The organism is Bacteroides fragilis NCTC 9343 (assembly GCF_000025985.1).
Classification (GTDB): domain Bacteria; phylum Bacteroidota; class Bacteroidia; order Bacteroidales; family Bacteroidaceae; genus Bacteroides; species Bacteroides fragilis.
In genome coordinates, this window is the sequence record NC_003228.3 from 718,889 (window position 1) to 738,838 (window position 19,950).

Here is a 19,950-nt window from a genome sequence, read left to right on the forward strand (position 1 = left end):
GAAACAATTTATGAAAAAAGAATTTATGAAAAAGATATATAAATCAATAACACTGGTTGCTGCTATTTTAAGTTTGTCTTCCTGCGGGAATGATTGGCTGGATAGAAAACCTGCCGACGGGATTCCATCAGAAGATGCTATCACTAACTATAATGACGCTCTGACTGCACGTACAGGTATGTATGATGGCATTCAGGGAAACTCCAATGCTACCAGCTATTATGGTGCCCGTATGTTTTATTACGGCGATGTTCGTGCTGACGATATGCAGGCAAGAACTCAAGGTATGCGTTCATCATCGTGCTATGAGATGCTCTACACTGTAGATGACGCTCCTAACATGTGGAATATACCTTATAATGTAATCCGTCGTGCCAACCGTTTGATCGAAGCGATCAATGAAAAAAAGGTAACTGATGCAACGGAAGCACAAATTGGTAAAATATATTCAGAAGCATTGGTTGTCAGGGCATTGGTTCATTTTGACTTGGTAAGAATCTATGGTATGCCTTATACGGCCGACAACGGAGCTTCTTTGGGGGTACCGGTTATCGTGAAACCTTTGGAAAGAAATGATTTGCCCTCCAGAAATACAGTGGCAGAAGTTTATACACAAGTTATCACAGACTTGACTGATGCTATTAACTCAGGTTATCTTGCTAAAGATCAGACTCCGGGATATATTAATGAATGGGCAGCAAAAGCCTTGCTTACCAGGGTTTATCTGACTAAAGGTGATAATGAGAATGCACTCAAAGTTGCTGAAGATATTATAACCAATTCTCCATATAAGCTTTGGACTAACGAGGAATATGTAAATGCATGGTATAAAAGCAATGGAGCGCATACAAACGAAATGATTTTTGAAGTTGTAAATGCAAGTAATGATGACTGGACTGACCGTAATGGTATTGCTTATTTGCTGAATGAAAACGGATATGCGGATGCAATAGTGACAAAGAGCTTTATGAATATGTTGAGTCAGGATCCTAAAGATGTTCGTATAGGTATGGTACTGCCTGCTCAATATGATAAGGATCTTCAAGAAGAATATGGCGATGCGAAAATCTTCATTAATAAATTTCCGGCGGATAAAGACGATGTAGGTGAAATGCGTTTAAATAATCTGCCATTACTTCGTCTTTCGGAAGTTTATCTGAGTGCTGCAGAAGCGGCAGCTAAACTTGGAGGGCATCAGGATAAAGCAGCCAAATATCTGAATGAAATTGTTCAGAGAGCAAATCCGGAGGCCAAAGCCATTTCGGAAGCAGATGCTACAGTAGAAAGAATTATTCTTGAAAGGAGAAAAGAAATGATTGGTGAAGGGCAACGTTACTTTGATGCATTGCGCAATAATGAAACAATCGTTCGCTATAAAGATGAAGGTGATAAGGGATATCATTATTCATTGATTAAAGAATCGCAAAGCTTTGACCGTACCTACTTCAGAGCTATACTTCCGATACCTGTTGATGAAACCAATGTGAATCCTAATTTGAGAGCTCAACAAAATCCCGGATATTAATTGTGGTTTAATAACATAATCAAAAGGCTGCTTTCCTAAAAAGGAAGCAGCCTTTTTTATTACACATGAATTGAATTTCTTATTAGGCTCCATTATGATATTTGTTGTATATTAATCAAGGATGTCATTAATCATTTTACAATCGAAAGTTATTATCTGTTTTGAGATATCTATGGGAAGTGTTTTGAAAAATACTTATCTCATAAACTATCTGTAATTGTGATACTGCCATAAATTTCTACCATTGGGAAAGGAATAAAATATCTATATAAAGCTAGTCGTCACTTGCTGCCGCGGGAAAAAACAGTAGAATAATAAATGGGACAAATGGTCTTATTACTTCTGATAATTAGATTATTACGTAACTTTTATAAGATATATAAAGTACAACTAATTGAGGTTTTCAGAAAAACAGATCATCTGTAATATGCAGATAATAAGATATTTATTAAATACAGTTTCTTTCTATACTAAGTTCAATCTGAATTTGTAATAATCATATTATAAGATAGTTAGCACATACTACAGTTCTGCAAAGACTTTGCAGATTTCATATATTGGTATGCAGACCGCTGAGGTAGCAATTGCACCTAATATTAGAGTAATATTAAAAACAGACTCAAAAGCACTTGACGAGGTTGTGGTAGTTGCTTACGGAACACAAAGTGCTCGTACGGTGACCGCATCTGTATCTACTGTAAGAGCGGACGCTTTGAAAGATGTGCCAAGTGTAAGTTTTGATCAGATGCTTCAGGGACGTGCGTCAGGTGTTAGTATCACCACTCCGTCAGCAGGTGTAGGGCAGGCCCCGATTGTGCGGGTACGTGGTGTGAACTCGATTACTTCCGGTACTTCTCCTCTGTATGTTGTCGATGGAGTTCCTATCGAATCAGGCAATCTCTCTTATTTGGCTAATGCCAACGCACTGGCTGATATTAATCCGGCCGATATTGTATCTATGGATGTATTGAAGGATGCGGCGGCAGCTGCGTTGTATGGTTCGCGTGCTGCGAATGGAGTTATCTTGATTACCACTAAGCAAGGACAAAGTGGTAAAGTCAAAGTAAGCTATGATGGTTTTGTCGGTTTCTCAAATGCAACCGATTTCTATGAAATGATGAATGCACAGGAATATGTCGACTTCAAGAATTTGGCCGTAAAGAACCGTTATGGGACAGATGAATTGTCACTGACTACCGGCTATGTTTCTCCTTATGGTAACAAAGCGTTTAACATGATGAAAGATGCCAATGGTAACTATGTAGATACTGACTGGAAAGATGCTGCCTTCCAAAACGGATTGTCACAGAGTCACTCTGTTGCTGTAAGTGGCGGATCGGATAAAGTGCGGTATTATCTATCCGGTAACTATACAACGCAAGAAGGTATTGTGAAAGGTGATAAATATGACCGTTTGGGAGTAAAGGCTAATATTAACGTGCAGGCAACCGACTGGTTGAAGGTTGGAATGAATACCAACGTGACAACCGGAACGACATCTTACGTAGATGCTGCCCGTAGAGGTTCCAACTTTGCGGTAGGAGGATTTCCGCGTCTGGCATTGATCAATGCGCCTAACTTGCCGATGTATAATGAAGATGGTACTCCCTACTATCTGGCTCAAGGTTTGGGTTATGGAGGGAATACGGTATTCAGTACATTCTCTAATCCGGCTGCCATTTTGTCTTTGGGCAATGGATTGAGTTCTGACGTAACCCGTTTCATCGGAGTATTTTATGCCGAAGCAACTCCGTTGAAGGGGCTGTCATTGAAGACTCAGTACGGTGTGGACTATGCACGTATTGAGGAACAGCGTTTCTGGTCTCCGCTGCATGGTGATGGAGTAAATAGCAAAGGTCTGGCAAATGCCTATAATACCAAGAACAACAGATGGACTTGGACTAATACGGCAACTTATAATTTCTCTTTAGGGCAGAATAACTTTAATTTGCTGGCTGGTACGGAAGCGTCTGAAAGAAATAACTCTCGTTGGACCGCACAGCGTAAAGATTTACAGGATGATAAATTTGTTGTATTCCAAGGTCCTTTTGGTTCGGCAACTGCCGGTGGTAGCTTGTCCAACAATACCATGGTCTCTTATTTCGGACGTATCAACTATGATTATGCTTCTAAATACATTGTATCTCTTAACTACCGTCGCGATGGTTATTCCGCTTTGAGTGAGAAGAATCGTTGGGGTAATTTCGGAGGTGTTTCCGCTGCATGGCGCGTATCCGAGGAAGGGTTCTTCAAACCCTTGCGTAATGTAGTCGACGACTTGAAGATAAAGGGAAGCTATGGTGTGGTTGGTAACACTGATATTTACGATTATGCTTCGAAATCATTCTATTCAAGCTACAACTATGGTATAAACGGTACTTATGGCCTGGCTCAGATTGCCGATCCGAACCTGAAATGGGAATCTTCGGAAAAATATAGTATTGGTTTCAATGCACGATTGCTGGATAGAATCAGTGTGGACTTTGACTACTATTATACGAAGTCTTCCGATTTGATTCTGGATGTACCTCAATCACCGTCCAAAGGTATTCCGGGCAATATCATTACTACCAATGCCGGAAAGATGAAGAATAGCGGTATTGAACTGACCGTCTCGGCCGATGTGATAAGAAACAGTCAGTTTACATGGGAAACCAGCTTTAACATTACGACTAACAAGAACAAGGTGATCTCACTGGCTGACGGTGTAGAGAATATTCTGAAAGGGGATAATGGCGGTTTAGAGATTACGAATATCACTGTACCGGGAAAATCTATCGGACGTCTGTATCTCTACCCAACTGCCGGAGTAGATCCCAAGTCGGGGCGTAGGGTATTTATTACTCCAGAAGGTGACAGAACCTTACTGATGTTCGAAAAAGGGGGATGGTTCTATGAAGATGGAACAGAATATGCCGGTGAATTTGAACCTGTTGATTGTGGAAATACACTTCCTACCTGGTACGGTGGCTGGACCAATAACTTCAAGTATAAAGGTTTCGACCTTTCTCTGTTTTTCCAATTCTCGGGAGGTAATAAGATTTATAACGGAACTAAAGCCAGTGTGAGCGATATGCGTTACTGGAATAACTCTAAAGATGTATATAAGAAGTACTGGACTCCGGAACGCACACATGCAGAGTATCCTATGCCGATATACGGTGATAATTACTCTAATGGTTCGGCATTGCCTATCAGCGACTTAGTGGAAAGAGGAGATTATTTACGTTTGAAGAATGTGTCACTGGGCTATACATTCAATACAAAGAACTGGTCGAAAGCTGTGGGAATCTCTGCACTTCGTCTTTACGTCCAGGCTCAGAACCTGTTCGTGATTACAGGTTATAGCGGTATGGATCCGGAGACACTAACCAACGTAGAGAGTGCGACTTTGTCAGGTGGTACGGATAAGAATACGTTACCTCAGGCACGTACGTATACAATCGGTGTGAATCTGACATTCTAATATGGTTTTATAGTAACAGATAAAAGAAACTACAATGAAAAAGATAATTTTATTTTCGACATTATGTGCTTCTCTCTTTTTAGGTAGTTGCAGCAGCAGCTTCCTCGATCAGGAGCCTCCATTATATGTAAACGAGAACGATATTTTCACAAGTCCTACCCGAATCGAGGCAACTCTGAACGGCTTGTATGCTGCAATCAAGAACACGGGGACTAAGTCCTTGATGGGAGGTAAGTCCTATCTGGTGTTTGACAACAGGGGAGATGATGTTATTAATATCTCGAACAACCTGGTGACTTTGTTCAATACCTACAACATGAATGTAGGCATTACGGATGCCGAGAATGCCGACACTTGGACATACGCTTATCTGGCCATTAATAAAGTAAATACTTTCCTTCAGTCTCTTGAAGGTGCCAGGGAAGTTGCCGGTGAGAATTATGACCGCTATGTGCAGGAAGCTAAGTTTGTCAGGGCTTTGGCATACTACTATTTGAATAATTTGTATCCGACTCCGTATTCTGTGAATCCCGATGCAAAATCTGTTCCGTTGCGTCTTACTGCCGAAGCCGGAACTGAAAACAACAATATGCCCCGCTCTACGGTAAAGCAGATTTATGAACACATTCTGTCTGACTTGGAGAACATTTCGGCATTGGATACCGAAGTGAATACTTATACAGGGGTCACACATGCTACTCAGGCTGCTGCTAACATGCTTAAGATGAGAGTTTATATGGCAATGAACGAATGGGACAAAGCCATTACAGCCGGAGAATTGGTGACCGGATATAGTTTGCCGGAAGACGTAACATTGATTTATAAGGCTCCGTACTTCAGTCAGGAGAGTATCTTCTCTTTGCCAATGGCAGACACTAATATCCCGAACACTCAGCAGTCATTGGCAGAATATTATTATGATGGCAAGATTATGCTGATCGATACAAAGAGCGGGATTATGTCAAAACCTGATTATTCGTTGGCTACCGATAAGCGTATCATAGCCTTTAAGGGAGAGAAAGACTTGTTGATGAAGTTTACGGATGCAAAAACTAAATTGCAGTGGGTACCCATCTTCCGTTATGCCGAAACATTGCTGGATCTTGCCGAGTGTTATGCAAACAAAGCCGGGGGCGAAGCTACGGCCAAAAGCCTGTTGAAACAAGTCAGAGGCCGCTCGGTGGATGCGGCTACCGATCCGTTGAACATCGATAATCTGTCGGGTGATGCACTGAAAGAGGCAATTTACAATGAGAAGCGCCTTGAATTCATTGGTGAGGGTATTCGTGGTATCGACATTATGAGGCGTGGTGAACACTTCATTAAAGTAGGCGAGAATGAGACGATCAATGTCGGTCCGTCCGATGAAAAATATACTTGGCCCATACCTCAGGTTGAGTTGTTGCTCAATAAAGATATTAATAAATAAATAGTCAATAAATAATAAAGAATCGCTCAGGTAGAAACACTTGGGCGATTTTTTCTTTTAGTATGTTACGAAAATAGCTATATTTGTCGCCATATTATAATAAGGTATAAAGTAGAATGAAAGAATTTGTAATATCCGAAGCCAAAGTCGAAACAGCTGTTCTGGTGGGTCTCATTACGCAGACGCAAGATGAACGCAAGACTAACGAGTATCTCGACGAACTGGCATTTCTGGCTGAGACAGCCGGGGCGGAAGTAGTGAAAAGGTTTACGCAGAAGTTGCCGACGGCTAACTCAGTGACTTATGTAGGGAAAGGAAAACTGGAAGAAATAAAAGAATATATAAGGATAGAGGCTGAAGAAGACCGGGAAGTGGGAATGGTCATTTTTGATGACGAACTTTCAGCCAAGCAGATACGTAACATCGAAGCGGAACTGAAGGTGAAGATACTGGACCGTACTTCGCTGATTCTCGATATATTTGCCATGCGTGCCCAGACTGCCAACGCTAAAACTCAGGTGGAGCTGGCCCAGTATAAATACATGTTGCCCCGTCTGCAACGCCTTTGGACTCACCTTGAGCGTCAGGGTGGTGGTTCCGGAAGTGGTAAAGGCGGTTCGGTAGGACTTCGCGGTCCGGGTGAGACCCAGTTGGAGATGGACCGCCGTATCATCCTGAACCGTATGTCGCTGCTTAAAGAACGCCTTGCTGAAATAGATAAACAGAAGTCTACCCAGCGCAAGAACCGCGGGCGTATGATCCGTGTGGCCTTGGTGGGTTACACCAACGTTGGCAAATCGACCATGATGAACCTGTTGGCCAAGAGTGAAGTCTTTGCGGAGAACAAGCTGTTTGCCACACTCGATACGACGGTGCGCAAGGTGATTATCGATAATCTGCCTTTCTTGCTCTCCGATACCGTCGGGTTTATCCGTAAGTTACCTACTGACTTGGTAGATTCCTTTAAGTCGACCCTCGACGAAGTACGTGAGGCCGACTTGTTGGTTCATGTAGTAGATATTTCGCATCCCGGATTTGAAGAACAGATTGAGGTGGTGAACAAAACGCTGGCCGATATCGGAGGAGGCGGGAAACCGATGATTTTAATATTCAATAAGATAGACGCCTATACTTATGTAGAAAAGGCGCCGGACGACCTTACCCCCAAAACAAAGGAAAACTTGACACTCGAAGAACTGATGAAAACGTGGATGGCCAAGATGGAGGACAATTGCCTGTTCATCTCCGCCCGTGAGAAAATCAATATAGACGAACTGAAGAGTGTGGTTTATCAGCGAGTGAAAGAATTGCACGTACAGAAGTATCCCTATAATGACTTTCTTTATCAGACCTACGAAGAAGAAGAGTAATTTGTAGTTTGTAACAAGAGGAGTATGGGAAAGACTTACCGTAGACTGACTGAAGATGAAGTGCTTCAGTTGAAGAGCCAGTCGTGTCTGGCCGATGACTGGAATAAGGTTGCAGTAGCCGAAGAGTTCACAACCGAATTTGTACATCACACCCGTTTCTCGGGTGAGGTGAAACTGGGAGTGTTCCATTCGGATTTTATCCTGCCGGGTGGAATCAAAAAACATTCCGGCCTGAGACATGTCACCCTGCATAATGTGACTGTTGGTGATAATTGCTGTATCGAGAACATTCAGAACTACATTGCCAACTATGAGATAGGAAACAATACTTTCATTGAGAATGTAGATATCATCCTGGTGGACGGCTTGACTCAGTTTGGCAACGGAGTAGAAACTGCCGTACTGAACGAGACGGGAGGTCGTGAAGTGCTGATTAACGACAAACTCTCTGCCCATCAAGCCTATATCCTGGCTCTTTACCGGCATCGTCCGGAACTGATCAGCCGGATGAAAGAGATTACAGACTATTATTCCAATAAACACGCTTCGGCGGTGGGAACCATCGGCAACCATGTGATGATTCTCAATACCGGTTCTATCAAGAATGTGCGTATCGGGGATTTCTGCCGGATCTGCGGGACGTGCCGTCTGTACAATGGGAGCATCAACAGTAACGAGTCTGCCCCGGTGCATATCGGACACGGCGTTATTTGCGATGATTTTATTATTTCCTCCGGTTCCCATGTCGACGACGGGGCCATGCTGACCCGTTGTTTTGTGGGACAAGCCTGTCAGTTGGGGCACAATTATTCCGCTTCCGACTCGCTGTTCTTTAGCAACTGCCAAGGAGAGAACGGTGAAGCATGTGCTATTTTTGCCGGGCCGTACACCGTCACCCATCATAAATCGACCTTACTGATAGCCGGTATGTTCTCGTTTATGAACGCCGGTTCAGGATCGAATCAGAGCAATCACATGTATAAACTGGGACCGATTCATCAAGGAACGTTGGAAAGGGGAGCTAAGACTACTTCCGATTCATACATCTTATGGCCGGCCCGTGTAGGCGCTTTTTCGCTGGTGATGGGGCGTCATGTGAACCATGCCGATACATCGAACCTGCCTTTCTCCTACCTGATTGAGCAACAGAATACCACGTATCTGGTTCCGGGAGTCAACCTGCGTAGTGTGGGTACCATCCGTGATGCCCAAAAGTGGCCGAAACGTGACAAACGTACAGACCCGAACCGGCTGGATTATATCAACTATAACCTTCTCAGTCCGTATACCATTCAGAAGATGTTTAAGGGACGCTCTATCCTGAAAGAGTTGAAGAGGGTGTCGGGCGAGACTTCGGAAATCTACTCTTATCAGAGTGCCAAAATTAAAAACTCCTCGTTGAATAGCGGTATACGCTATTACGAGATAGCCATCCATAAGTTTCTTGGCAACTCCATCATCAAGCGTCTTGAAGGGATCAACTTTAAAGATAATGAAGAGATACGCCGGCGTCTGAAGCCGGATACGGAAATCGGGGTAGGCGAATGGGTGGATATTGCCGGTTTGATTGCTCCCAAAAGTGAAGTGGAGAAGCTGATAGACGGCATTGAAAGCGGTGAGATTAACCGTCTGAAGAGTATGAATGCCTGTTTTGCCGCCATGCACGATAATTACTATACTTACGAATGGACATGGGCTTACCATAAGATACAGGAATTTTATGGCTTGAATCCCGAAACCATTACAGCAAAAGATATCATCGCCATCGTTCGCGCCTGGCGTGAAGCGGTGGTAGGACTTGACCGCATGGTATACGATGATGCTCGCAAGGAGTTCTCACTTTCGTCTATGACGGGCTTTGGTGCCGACGGTTCACGTGACGAAATGAAGCTCGACTTCGGTCAGGTTCGCGGCGATTTTGAGAGTAATCCGTTTGTTACCGCCGTGCTGAAGCATATTGATGATAAGACCGCTTTGGGAGAAGAACTGATTAACCGCATCGGGCAATTGGCGTGAGAGAGGGTACGAGTTATATAATATTTACTATGAAAATACATATCTTATTTGGAATGATCGGGTTCATTCTGCTGTCCGGTTGTAACCGGGCAGCAGAAAAGAACCCTCGTTTTTATGATGCCGGCGTTTCCAGGGAACTAGCCGGGCACCGCAAGGCCCAGATTAAGAATCTGAAGTATGAACTTAGTTTCAATATCCCGCGACAGAAAGAGGCTGCCATTGAGGGCGATATTACCTTGCGCTTTGATTTGGCTTCCCGACAGGAAGTCCTGATAGACTTTCGGGAAGAGCGTGAGAAGATCAAAGAGGTTATAGCCAACGGAGTGCCGGTGGACAAGGTGCGTTTTGAGAATGAGCACATCATTCTGCCTGCTTCGTCGACAGTGGAAGGAGCGAATGGAATACGGATTCGTTTCACCGCCGGCAATCAGTCACTGAACCGGAACGACGAATACCTCTACACATTGCTGGTGCCCGACCGTGCCCGTACCGTATTCCCCTGTTTTGAGCAGCCCAATTTGAAGGCGGAGTTCACTTTACAGCTTGAACTTCCCGCAGACTGGAAAGCTGTTTCTAATACATACATCCGGAGTGAGACGGTAACCGACGATCGTAAGACCGTCTGTTTTGCACCGACCGAACCTCTTAGTACGTACCTGTTCTCGTTTGTAGCCGGAAAGTTGGAGCGTCGGGAGTATACCCGGGACGGACGTACCATCGCTGCTTATTACCGGGAGACCGATCCTAAGAAAGTAGCTCAGTTGGATATTGTCTTCGGGCAGGTGATGGCATCGCTCCATTGGCTTGAAGAGTATACTGGCATTGCATATCCGTTTGCCAAGTACGATTTTATTGTTCTGCCCGGTTTTCAGTTTGGCGGGATGGAACATACAGGGGCTACCTTATATAATGATAACGGGATTTTCCTGAGTGAACACCCTACGCCGGACGAGGAGTTGAATCGGGCTGAGCTGATTGCCCATGAAACGTCGCACATGTGGTTTGGCGATTTGGTTACCATGGATTGGTTTGACGACGTATGGACTAAAGAAGTTTTTGCCAACTATTTTGCAGCCCGGATTGTCGAACCCCTGTTTCCGGAGATCAATCACACCCAGAATAAACTCAAGACCTTTACGGCAGCTTCACTTTCCGAGGATCGTACTATGGGGACGAATGCCATCCGCCAACCGCTTGATAACTTGCGTAATGCCGGATTGATCTATGGGCAGATCATCTATAACAAGGCTCCCGTGATGATGGAAAAACTGGTCGACAAGATGGGGGAAACCAATTTCCGGAGTGGTATACAGGAGTACCTGAAGACCTACTCGTACGATAATGCCACCTGGGACGACCTGATCCGTATTCTGGACAGTAAGACGACCGAGGACCTGGCCGCCTTCAGTGATGTATGGGTGAACCGGAAAGGGATGCCTACGTTAACTTTCCGGACAGACGGGCAAGAACTGGAAATTCGCCAGCATGATCCCTACAACCGGGGATTGTTCTGGCCGCAACGTTTTGCCGTTACTCTTTGCGGAGAGCGCGATTCGGTGATCCGGGTGAATATGACAGATACCCTGTTCCGGATGCAACTTCCGTTTGTGCCTTCGCGCGTATTGCCCAATACCGATGGTAGAGGCTATGGGGTATTTGTGCCCGACGAGCCTGCTCTGCATTGGCTGGCGGCACATTGGTGGGAGATAGAAGATGATACGGCCCGCCAATCGCTGCTGATGGTGCTCTATGAAAATTATCTGGCCAAACACATCTCGGCGGACGACTGGGTCAACAGCCTGATAACAGGGCTTCCGGCCGAGAAGAACGCTTTGGTGGCTTCTACAGCCAGTGGTTATCTGGCGAATGTCATGTGGGAGATAGCTCCGGCAAACCGGGCAGAAGTAGAAGCCCGCATTTATACGATGACACAGAATCATCCGTTGCCTTCGTGCCGGATACAATTGATGCGCCTTTTCATGCAGAATGCCATTTCCGAACCGATGGTGAAGAAGCTCTACATTTTGTGGCAACAGCAGTCCGACAAACATCTGAACCGACAGGATTATACAACTTTAGCCTACGAACTGGCTATTCGCATGCCTTTGGAGAGCGAACAGATACTCCGCACACAGCGGGCACGTATTGACGATCCGGATCGTTTGCGGCAGTTCGACTTTATCTCACGGGCAGCCGTATCCGATACTGCGCGGCTCGATACTCTGTTCAACAGCCTGCTGGCGGCAGAAAACCGCCGGATAGAGCCTTGGACGACTGCTGTCATTCGATACCTGAACCATCCGTTGCGTGAGGATCAGTCGGTGAAGTACATTCGTCCGGGACTGGAGGTGCTGGAAGAGGTACAACGCACCGGAGATATTTTCTTTCCCAAAAATTGGGCGGCAGCTTTGCTGGGCAATCATCTCGGTTCATCGGCTTACGAAGAAGTGGTACGCTTCCTGAACGAGCGTCCCGATTATTCACCGCTTTTGAAGAACAAGATACTGCAGGCAGCCTATCCGTTGTACCGGGCAAACAATTAAAATAATCACCGGAATGCTTGGCTTTGGCACTCCGATGTTGTATCTTTGCTAACAGATTCATGATTTAGATTCAAATTAGAATGCCATAGAAGAGGAAGCCCGCGAAGCTTCCTCTTTTTTTGTATCCCTGCCTTCCGGTGTCTCCAACCCTGTGGCTTTCCAACCCTTCAAGACGGTTGCTTCGTGCTCCGGAGAGCCTTGCTTCGCCCAAAACAGACACTGGCATTTGCCCGAACAGACACCGGCATCTTGCAGAAGAGAGGCTCTCTTCCGGAATGGCTCCCGCTTTTCTGTGGAAACGCCTTCCGAACGTTAATAATAAGTAAATCCGCTCTTGACAAAATCTGCCACTTTATTCATACTTTGGAAAACTATTCTTACCTTTGCCTCACTAACTAACATTACGTAATAAAATTAAGAGATATGGCAACACCTCCGTTTAAGTATCAACCTATGTTCGAACATGGGGAAGATAAAACCGAGTATTATCTGCTTACCAAAGACTATGTGTCAGTAAGCGAGTTCGAAGGAACACCTGTGCTGAAAGTACAGAAAGAAGGTCTGACAGCGATGGCTAATACTGCTTTCCGCGACGTATCTTTCATGCTTCGCCGTGCGCACAACGAGCAGGTAGCGAAGATTCTGAGCGACCCGGAAGCAAGTGAAAACGACAAATACGTGGCATTGACTTTCCTGCGCAACGCTGAAGTGGCTGCCAAAGGTATACTTCCTTTCTGCCAGGATACCGGTACGGCTATCATCCACGGTGAAAAAGGACAGCAGGTATGGACAGGCTATTGCGATGAAGAAGCTTTGTCATTGGGTGTTTACAAGACATATACGGAAGAAAACCTGCGTTATTCACAGAATGCTCCGCTCAACATGTACGACGAGGTGAACACGAAGTGCAATCTGCCGGCCCAGATCGATATCGAGGCTACGGAAGGCATGGAGTACAAATTCCTGTGTGTGACCAAGGGTGGTGGTTCTGCCAATAAGACTTATCTGTATCAGGAGACAAAAGCGATCCTGAATCCGGGCACTCTGGTTCCGTTCCTGGTTGAGAAGATGAAGACACTGGGTACAGCGGCTTGTCCTCCTTATCATATTGCATTCGTTATCGGCGGTACTTCGGCTGAGAAGAATCTGCTGACTGTGAAACTGGCTTCTACCCACTATTACGACGAGTTGCCGACTACCGGTAATGAGTATGGTCGTGCTTTCCGCGACGTAGAACTGGAGAAAGAGGTACTTGCCGAAGCCCAAAAGATCGGTTTGGGAGCACAGTTTGGCGGTAAATATCTGGCACACGATGTACGTATCATCCGTCTGCCCCGTCACGGAGCTTCTTGTCCGGTGGGCTTGGGTGTATCTTGTTCTGCCGACCGTAACATCAAATGTAAGATCAATAAAGACGGTATCTGGATTGAAAAACTCGATTCTAATCCGGGCAGTCTGATTCCCGCAGAACTGCGTGGCGCAGGTGAAGGCGATGTAGTGAAAATCGACCTGAACCAGCCGATGGCGGATATCCTGAAGGAACTGACTAAATATCCGGTAGCTACACGTCTGTCACTCAACGGTACGATCATCGTAGGCCGTGATATCGCTCACGCTAAACTGAAAGAACGTCTGGATCGCGGCGAAGATCTGCCTCAATATATCAAAGACCATCCGATTTATTATGCCGGTCCGGCTAAAACTCCTGCCGGCATGGCTTGCGGTTCGATGGGACCGACTACTGCCGGACGTATGGATCCCTATGTGGACTTGTTCCAGAGCCATGGCGGCAGCATGATTATGTTGGCAAAAGGTAACCGTAGCCAGCAGGTGACCGATGCTTGTAAGAAGTATGGCGGTTTCTACCTTGGTTCAATCGGTGGTCCGGCTGCTATCCTTGCCCAGAACAATATCAAGAGCATCGAATGCGTAGAATATCCGGAATTGGGTATGGAAGCTATCTGGAAGATCGAAGTAGAGGACTTCCCCGCATTTATTCTTGTAGATGACAAGGGTAACGACTTCTTTAAGCAGATAAAACCCCGTTGCGGTTCTTGCAGCAACAAATAAGAAATGGGTAAGTGACTATTAATAATAGTTGTTTATCATTTTAACTCGAGTGAGAGGCGTCTGTATGCTGTGTTATACAGATGCCTTTCTCATTATAAATACCTTGATCATTATCAGTAAAACGAACCACCGATGGAACTACAAAAGAATCCTCAACACATTGTCTGGCTGGACGTTGTCCGCTTCGTAGCCATGTTTACCGTTGTCTGTTGTCACTGCACAGACCCTTTTAACTTTTATCCGGGCACACCGCCCAATATTGGCGAAATAAAACTCTGGGGTGCCATCTACGGAGCCTTGCTTCGTCCTTGCGTCCCCCTGTTCGTGATGATTACCGGAGCACTGCTTCTTCCGGTGCGCGGCGAGATCTCTGTCTTTTATAAGAAACGCATTCCGCGCGTCCTGTGGCCGTTTCTGATCTGGTCCGTTATCTACAATCTGTTTCCCTGGATCACCGGAGTGTTGGGCATCAAACCGGAAGTCATTCTCGACTTTTTCCCTTATTCGGGCGAGGAAGTGATGCGCCAGTCGCTGCCTGTCTCTTTGGACTACATTGCTCAGATTCCTTTTAATTTCTCCATAGTAGATGTACACATGTGGTATATTTACCTGCTGATCGGTCTGTATCTTTACCTCCCCGTCTTTTCTGCCTGGGTGGAGAAAGCATCCGATAAGGCGAAGCTGTGGTTTCTCGGTGCATGGGCTGTCACTCTGTTGTTGCCATACTACAACCAGTTTGTGGCACAATACCTTTGGGGAACCTGTTCATGGAATGCGTTCGGCATGCTTTATTACTTTGCCGGTTTCAATGGCTATCTGTTGTTGGGACACTATCTGCGCAACCTTGACTGGTCTTTGGGTAAGATCCTGGCAATCGGTCTGCCGATGTTTGTAATAGGATATGCCGTTACCTTCTTTGGCTTCCGCTACATCACGGCTTTGCCGGAGTTTAGCGACGAGATGCTCGAACTCTTCTTCACTTATTGTTCCCTGAATGTAGTGATGATGACCATTCCCGTGTTTATGCTTTGCAAGAAGGTGAATTTCCATTCGGAGGGGATCAGGAAGGCACTTGCCAACCTCACTTTGTGTGGTTTCGGCATCTATATGATACACTATTTCTTTACCGGCCCTTCCGTAGTGTTGGTACGTACGTTAGGTGTACCTCTGGGTATTCAGATACCGGTGGCGTCTGTTTTTGCCTTCGGTGCTTCGTGGCTGATTGTGTGGACTGTCTATCGTGTGCTGGGCAAGAAGGCGAAATGGATTATGGGATAAAACTGTAATTAAAGCATATTATTTATGAATCGTAAATCAATACTATTAACAATTTTACTTTGTGTCGCTTCTTGGGCAATGGCTTCTCCGGTAACCGGATTGTTGGAGCGCATTGACAAAGGAGCTTCGAAGAAGTTTATTATCGAGCAGGTGAAGTCCGATGCCGACTTCTTTGAACTCGACCAGAAAGGTGATAAAGTCGTTATTCGTGGAAATAACTATGTAAGCATTGCCACCGGGCTGAATTGGTATCTGAAGTATTACGCAGGTATTCATCTCTCATGGAACGGAATGCAGGCGAAACTGCCGGCTGTACTTCCGCCGGTGACAAAGAAAGAACGCAGGGAAACAACATTGCCCTACCGCTACGACCTGAATTATTGTACTTTCTCTTACTCTATGGCTTTCTGGGATTGGAACCGATGGGAGAAAGAGATTGACTGGATGGCTCTACACGGCATCAATATTCCTTTGGCGGTGACCGGAGCTGAGGCTGTGTGGCACAATGTACTTGATAAGTTGGGATATACCAAGACAGAGATCAATGAATTCATTTCGGGTCCGGGATTTTTTGCCTGGTGGCTGATGAATAACTTGGAAGGTTGGGGTGGTCCCAATCCCGACAGCTGGTATACCCGGCAGATTGCTTTGCAAAAAAAGATCCTGAAGCGTATGCGCGAATACGGTATAGAGCCGGTGCTTCCGGGCTATTGCGGTATGGTACCCCATAATGCGAAAGAGAAACTCGGCCTGAACGTATCCGACCCGGGAACATGGTGCGGCTACCGTCGTCCGGCGTTCCTGCAACCGAGTGATCCGCGTTTCGAGGAGATTTCTTCTCTTTACTACAAAGAACTTGAGAAACTGTACGGCAAAGCTAACTTTTACTCTATGGACCCCTTTCACGAAGGGGGAAACACTGCAGGTGTCGACCTCGATGCAGCCGGTAAGGCAGTGATGAAAGCTATGAAGAAGGCCAATCCGAAGGCTGTCTGGGTGGCTCAGGCCTGGCAGGCAAATCCGCGTCCCAAGATGATTGAGAACCTGAAAGCTGGAGATTTGCTGATACTTGACCTGACCAGTGAGTGCCGTCCGCAGTGGGGAGATTCTACTTCCGAGTGGTATCGCAAGAACGGATACGGGCAGCACGATTGGATCTATTGTATGCTTTTGAATTATGGTGGCAATGTGGGATTGCACGGAAAGATGGACAATGTGATCGATAACTTCTATCTTGCCAAAGCCGATCCGCATGCAAGCGCTACGCTGAAAGGGGTGGGAATGACTCCTGAAGGGATTGAAAACAATCCGGTGATGTACGAGCTGGTGATGGAGCTGCCTTGGCGTCCCGACCGGTTCACGAAGGAAGAGTGGCTGAAGGAGTATGTAAAAGCCCGTTATGGCGTTGATGATCCGGTGGTACAGGCTGCCTGGACCAATCTGGCGAACTCTATTTATAACTCGCCGAAGAACCTGACCCAGCAGGGGACACACGAATCTGTATTTTGTGCCCGTCCGGCGGAAGATGTGTACCAGGTGTCCAGCTGGTCGGAAATGAAAGATTACTACCGTCCGCAGGAGGTGATAGAAGCTGCCCGCCTGATGGTTTCCGTAGCCGATCGCTTTAAAGGTAACAATAATTTTGAATACGATCTGGTAGATATTGTCCGCCAGGCACTGGCAGAGAAGGGACGTCTGATGCAGAAAGCTGTGACTGCCGCTTATCGTGCAGGTGATAAACAACTCTTTGCACTGGCATCGGGAAAGTTCCTCGACCTGATTTTGTTGCAGGATAAACTGTTGGGAACCCGTCCGGAGTTTCGAGTAGGAAAGTGGATTGAAGAGGCGCGTGCGTTGGGTGATACACCCGAAGAAAAGGAATTGTACGAATGGAATGCCCGTGTACAGATTACGACCTGGGGTAACCGGAACGCGGCCGATTACGGTGGTCTCCGAGACTATGCTCACAAAGAGTGGAACGGCTTGCTGAAAGATTTCTATTACATGCGTTGGAAACTATATTTCGACTTTCTTTCTCAGCGGATAGAGGGAAAGACCCCTGCGGAAATTGATTTCTATGCCATAGAGGAACCTTGGACGAAAGCTGCCAATCCCTATTCTGCCGAGGCGGAAGGAGACTGCATTGAAGTAGCGAAGCAGGTGATGCAAGCGGTTGAATAAGACTTTTCTACCACAGATAACACAGGTCATTGTTTTTGATAATCTGTGTAATCTGTGGTGAAAACAGTTTTATATACCTCCTTTCCTCAGAGTTAACCGTTGTCATTCGTTTGTTTTGTTGTCCCTTTCCATATCCGCATCATATAATATGCACAATGCGTAAATGCGAAAACAAACGAGATGATCAGCAATGCTTTACTTTCATTCCAACCTACAGTCTGCTGATGCCATAAGCCGGTAATGACACAAAGCAGAGACAGTGCAATGCCGATCATGTTCAATGCCGATTGTCCCCGGCGATTTTTCACACCATGTTCCAGTTTACTGTGTTTCATGCCGTAGCCGACATAGATGTCCAGTCCGATCAGCATCCACAGTACTAATCGTATCCAGGTATCGGCTGGAAGGAAAAGCATCATGCACAGACAAGTGAGTATTCCCAGAATGGGGACGAGAGGCACAAACGGAGTTTTAAATGAACGGGGTATGTTCGGCATGGTCTTTCGCACTACGAGGACGGCTGCGCATACCAGTGTGAAAGCCATCAGTGTACCGATGCTGGTCATCTCTCCCGCCAGGCGTGCCGGAACAAATGCGGCTAGCAGGCCCACTATCAGCATAAACAGGAGGTTGCTGCGCGCCGGTGTACGGAACTTCTCGTTGATGTGTGAAAAGAAGGGGGGAAGTAGTCCGTCATGGCTCATGCTCAGGAAAACACGGCTTTGCCCCAATAAAGTAACCATAATGACCGAACAATAGCCGAACAGGATGGCAAGAACGATGGCACGGTTCAGCCACGGATAATCCGGGTGAATGATGCCTGTTGCATCGGCATGTCCCATGTGTTCGATGGCAATGGCTACCGGTGCGATGCCCTGCTGGCCGCTAAATTCGGTATAATGGGCTACTCCTGTCATTACGTGGGCAAACAGCATATAAAGTACGGTACATACCAAGAGTGATACCAGGATACCGATCGGCATATTCCGTTTCGGATTTTTTGTTTCCTGTGCAGCCGTACTGACGGCATCGAATCCCAGGAAAGCAAAGAAAACGATGGCGGCTCCACGCAGGACACCCGAGAGACCGTATTCGCCAAGTGTACCTGTATTGGCGGGGATGTATGGAGTATAGTTGTCGGCATTGATATATTTCCAGCCCAGGACAACGAATATGGCGATCACCGATACTTTGAGAAATACAACGATGCCGTTGAAGATGGAGCTGCCTTCTGTTCCGCGAATCAGGAAGATGCTCATCAACACTACGATCAGGAACGCCGGGATATTGACGATTCCCCCATCCCATGGGCAGGCGGTCAGGGCTTGCGGCAGATGTATATCGAGTCCTTCAAGAAAGACGACGAGATATCGGCTCCAACTGATACTGACGGTAGTGGCTGCTACGGTATATTCGAGAACGAGATCCCAGCCGATGATCCAGGCTATCAGTTCGCCCATGGTGGCGTATGAATACGTATAAGCACTGCCTGCCACCGGAATCATAGAAGCGAACTCAGCGTAGCAGAGTCCTGCGAAGCAGCATCCTAGTGCAGCTATGGCGAATGAAAGGGTGATGGCCGGTCCGGTGTAGCCCGCTGCTACGGTGCCGGTGATTGAGAAGAGTCCTGCTCCGATGATAACACCGACGCCCAGTGCTACCAGACTCCAGGGGCCTAATACTCGTTTTAATGATTTACTGCCCGACACATTGGCCTCTGCCAATAGGGCTTCAAAGGGTTTCTTTATGAATAATCCCATCTTCTTGTTTTTTCTTTACTGGTTATGGTTGTATTTGGAATAGGTAATTCTTTTCCAGACTTAGCTATTTATTTGAAGTTGCAAAGATAATTAATTCATAACACATACGGTCATAGGATGTTCACTTTTAGGGATTGAGGAGGTGTCAAAACCCACCACAAAAGACGCAGAGTAACACTGAGCCGATTCTAAGTTGTTGATTATTCATAAAAAGACTCTGTGCTACTCTGTGGTGAAAAGAGTTTCGACACATCTCTCGGAAGTGGATTTGTAGTTCTTTTTGTCAGTAATTAAGATGCGAACCGAGGAGCC

General features: G+C 46.1%; 10 protein-coding genes. 9 read left to right on the plus strand and 1 reads right to left on the minus strand.

Features of this window, described 5'->3' with window-relative positions; all coding sequences use genetic code 11:
• Positions 1 to 25: 25 nt before the first annotated feature.
• The 9 genes from BF9343_RS02780 to BF9343_RS02820 all read left to right on the plus strand — a co-directional run bounded on the left by BF9343_RS02780 (position 26) and on the right by BF9343_RS02820 (position 17,878).
• Positions 26 to 1,525 carry a RagB/SusD family nutrient uptake outer membrane protein gene (locus tag BF9343_RS02780; protein WP_005796345.1) on the plus strand — a complete coding sequence of 500 codons (1,500 nt, stop codon included), beginning with the start codon at positions 26 to 28 and terminating at the stop codon, positions 1,523 to 1,525.
• A gap of 562 nt (positions 1,526 to 2,087) precedes the next feature.
• A complete protein-coding gene (locus tag BF9343_RS02785) occupies positions 2,088 to 4,991 on the plus strand; it encodes a SusC/RagA family TonB-linked outer membrane protein (RefSeq protein ID WP_005792393.1) in 2,904 nt (967 codons plus the stop codon).
• A 34-nt stretch (positions 4,992 to 5,025) separates the two neighbouring features.
• Complete coding sequence (locus tag BF9343_RS02790) at positions 5,026 to 6,420, plus strand: RagB/SusD family nutrient uptake outer membrane protein (protein ID WP_005784686.1); 1,395 nt, start codon at positions 5,026 to 5,028, stop codon at positions 6,418 to 6,420.
• A 116-nt stretch (positions 6,421 to 6,536) separates the two neighbouring features.
• A complete protein-coding gene (gene hflX, locus BF9343_RS02795) occupies positions 6,537 to 7,790 on the plus strand; it encodes a GTPase HflX (RefSeq protein WP_005796343.1) in 1,254 nt (417 codons plus the stop codon).
• A gap of 24 nt (positions 7,791 to 7,814) precedes the next feature.
• On the plus strand, positions 7,815 to 9,806 hold the full coding sequence (locus BF9343_RS02800; protein ID WP_005796342.1) for a DUF4954 family protein: 1,992 nt from the start codon (positions 7,815 to 7,817) through the stop codon (positions 9,804 to 9,806).
• 29 nt (positions 9,807 to 9,835) lie between these two features.
• Entirely contained in the window at positions 9,836 to 12,349 is a 2,514-nt protein-coding gene (locus BF9343_RS02805) for a M1 family metallopeptidase (protein ID WP_041926166.1), read from the plus strand.
• A gap of 423 nt (positions 12,350 to 12,772) precedes the next feature.
• Complete coding sequence (locus BF9343_RS02810) at positions 12,773 to 14,419, plus strand: fumarate hydratase (RefSeq protein ID WP_005813403.1); 1,647 nt, start codon at positions 12,773 to 12,775, stop codon at positions 14,417 to 14,419.
• Between the two features lie 132 nt (positions 14,420 to 14,551).
• Positions 14,552 to 15,697 (plus strand): acyltransferase, encoded by a 1,146-nt coding sequence (locus BF9343_RS02815; RefSeq protein ID WP_010992113.1) that lies wholly within the window; start codon positions 14,552 to 14,554, stop codon positions 15,695 to 15,697.
• Positions 15,698 to 15,721: 24 nt separating this feature from the next.
• Positions 15,722 to 17,878, plus strand: coding sequence for an alpha-N-acetylglucosaminidase (locus BF9343_RS02820; protein WP_008658446.1), 2,157 nt, complete (start codon positions 15,722 to 15,724; stop codon positions 17,876 to 17,878).
• A 92-nt stretch (positions 17,879 to 17,970) separates the two neighbouring features.
• Here the strand turns inward: BF9343_RS02820 and BF9343_RS02825 are convergent, their stop codons facing one another.
• Positions 17,971 to 19,638, minus strand: a complete 1,668-nt coding sequence (locus tag BF9343_RS02825) for an amino acid permease (RefSeq protein WP_010992114.1) — start codon at positions 19,636 to 19,638, stop codon at positions 17,971 to 17,973.
• Between the last annotated feature and the right edge of the window lie 312 nt (positions 19,639 to 19,950).

Coding starts and splice junctions, on each gene's coding strand:
- BF9343_RS02820 (WP_008658446.1), top strand. CDS start 15,722: ATGAATCGTAAATCAATACTATTAACAATTTTACTTTGTGTCGCTTCT.
- BF9343_RS02785 (WP_005792393.1), top strand. CDS start 2,088: ATGCAGACCGCTGAGGTAGCAATTGCACCTAATATTAGAGTAATATTA.
- BF9343_RS02805 (WP_041926166.1), top strand. CDS start 9,836: ATGAAAATACATATCTTATTTGGAATGATCGGGTTCATTCTGCTGTCC.
- BF9343_RS02810 (WP_005813403.1), top strand. CDS start 12,773: ATGGCAACACCTCCGTTTAAGTATCAACCTATGTTCGAACATGGGGAA.
- BF9343_RS02780 (WP_005796345.1), top strand. CDS start 26: ATGAAAAAGATATATAAATCAATAACACTGGTTGCTGCTATTTTAAGT.
- BF9343_RS02815 (WP_010992113.1), top strand. CDS start 14,552: ATGGAACTACAAAAGAATCCTCAACACATTGTCTGGCTGGACGTTGTC.
- BF9343_RS02825 (WP_010992114.1), bottom strand. CDS start 19,638: ATGGGATTATTCATAAAGAAACCCTTTGAAGCCCTATTGGCAGAGGCC.
- BF9343_RS02790 (WP_005784686.1), top strand. CDS start 5,026: ATGAAAAAGATAATTTTATTTTCGACATTATGTGCTTCTCTCTTTTTA.
- BF9343_RS02800 (WP_005796342.1), top strand. CDS start 7,815: ATGGGAAAGACTTACCGTAGACTGACTGAAGATGAAGTGCTTCAGTTG.
- hflX (WP_005796343.1), top strand. CDS start 6,537: ATGAAAGAATTTGTAATATCCGAAGCCAAAGTCGAAACAGCTGTTCTG.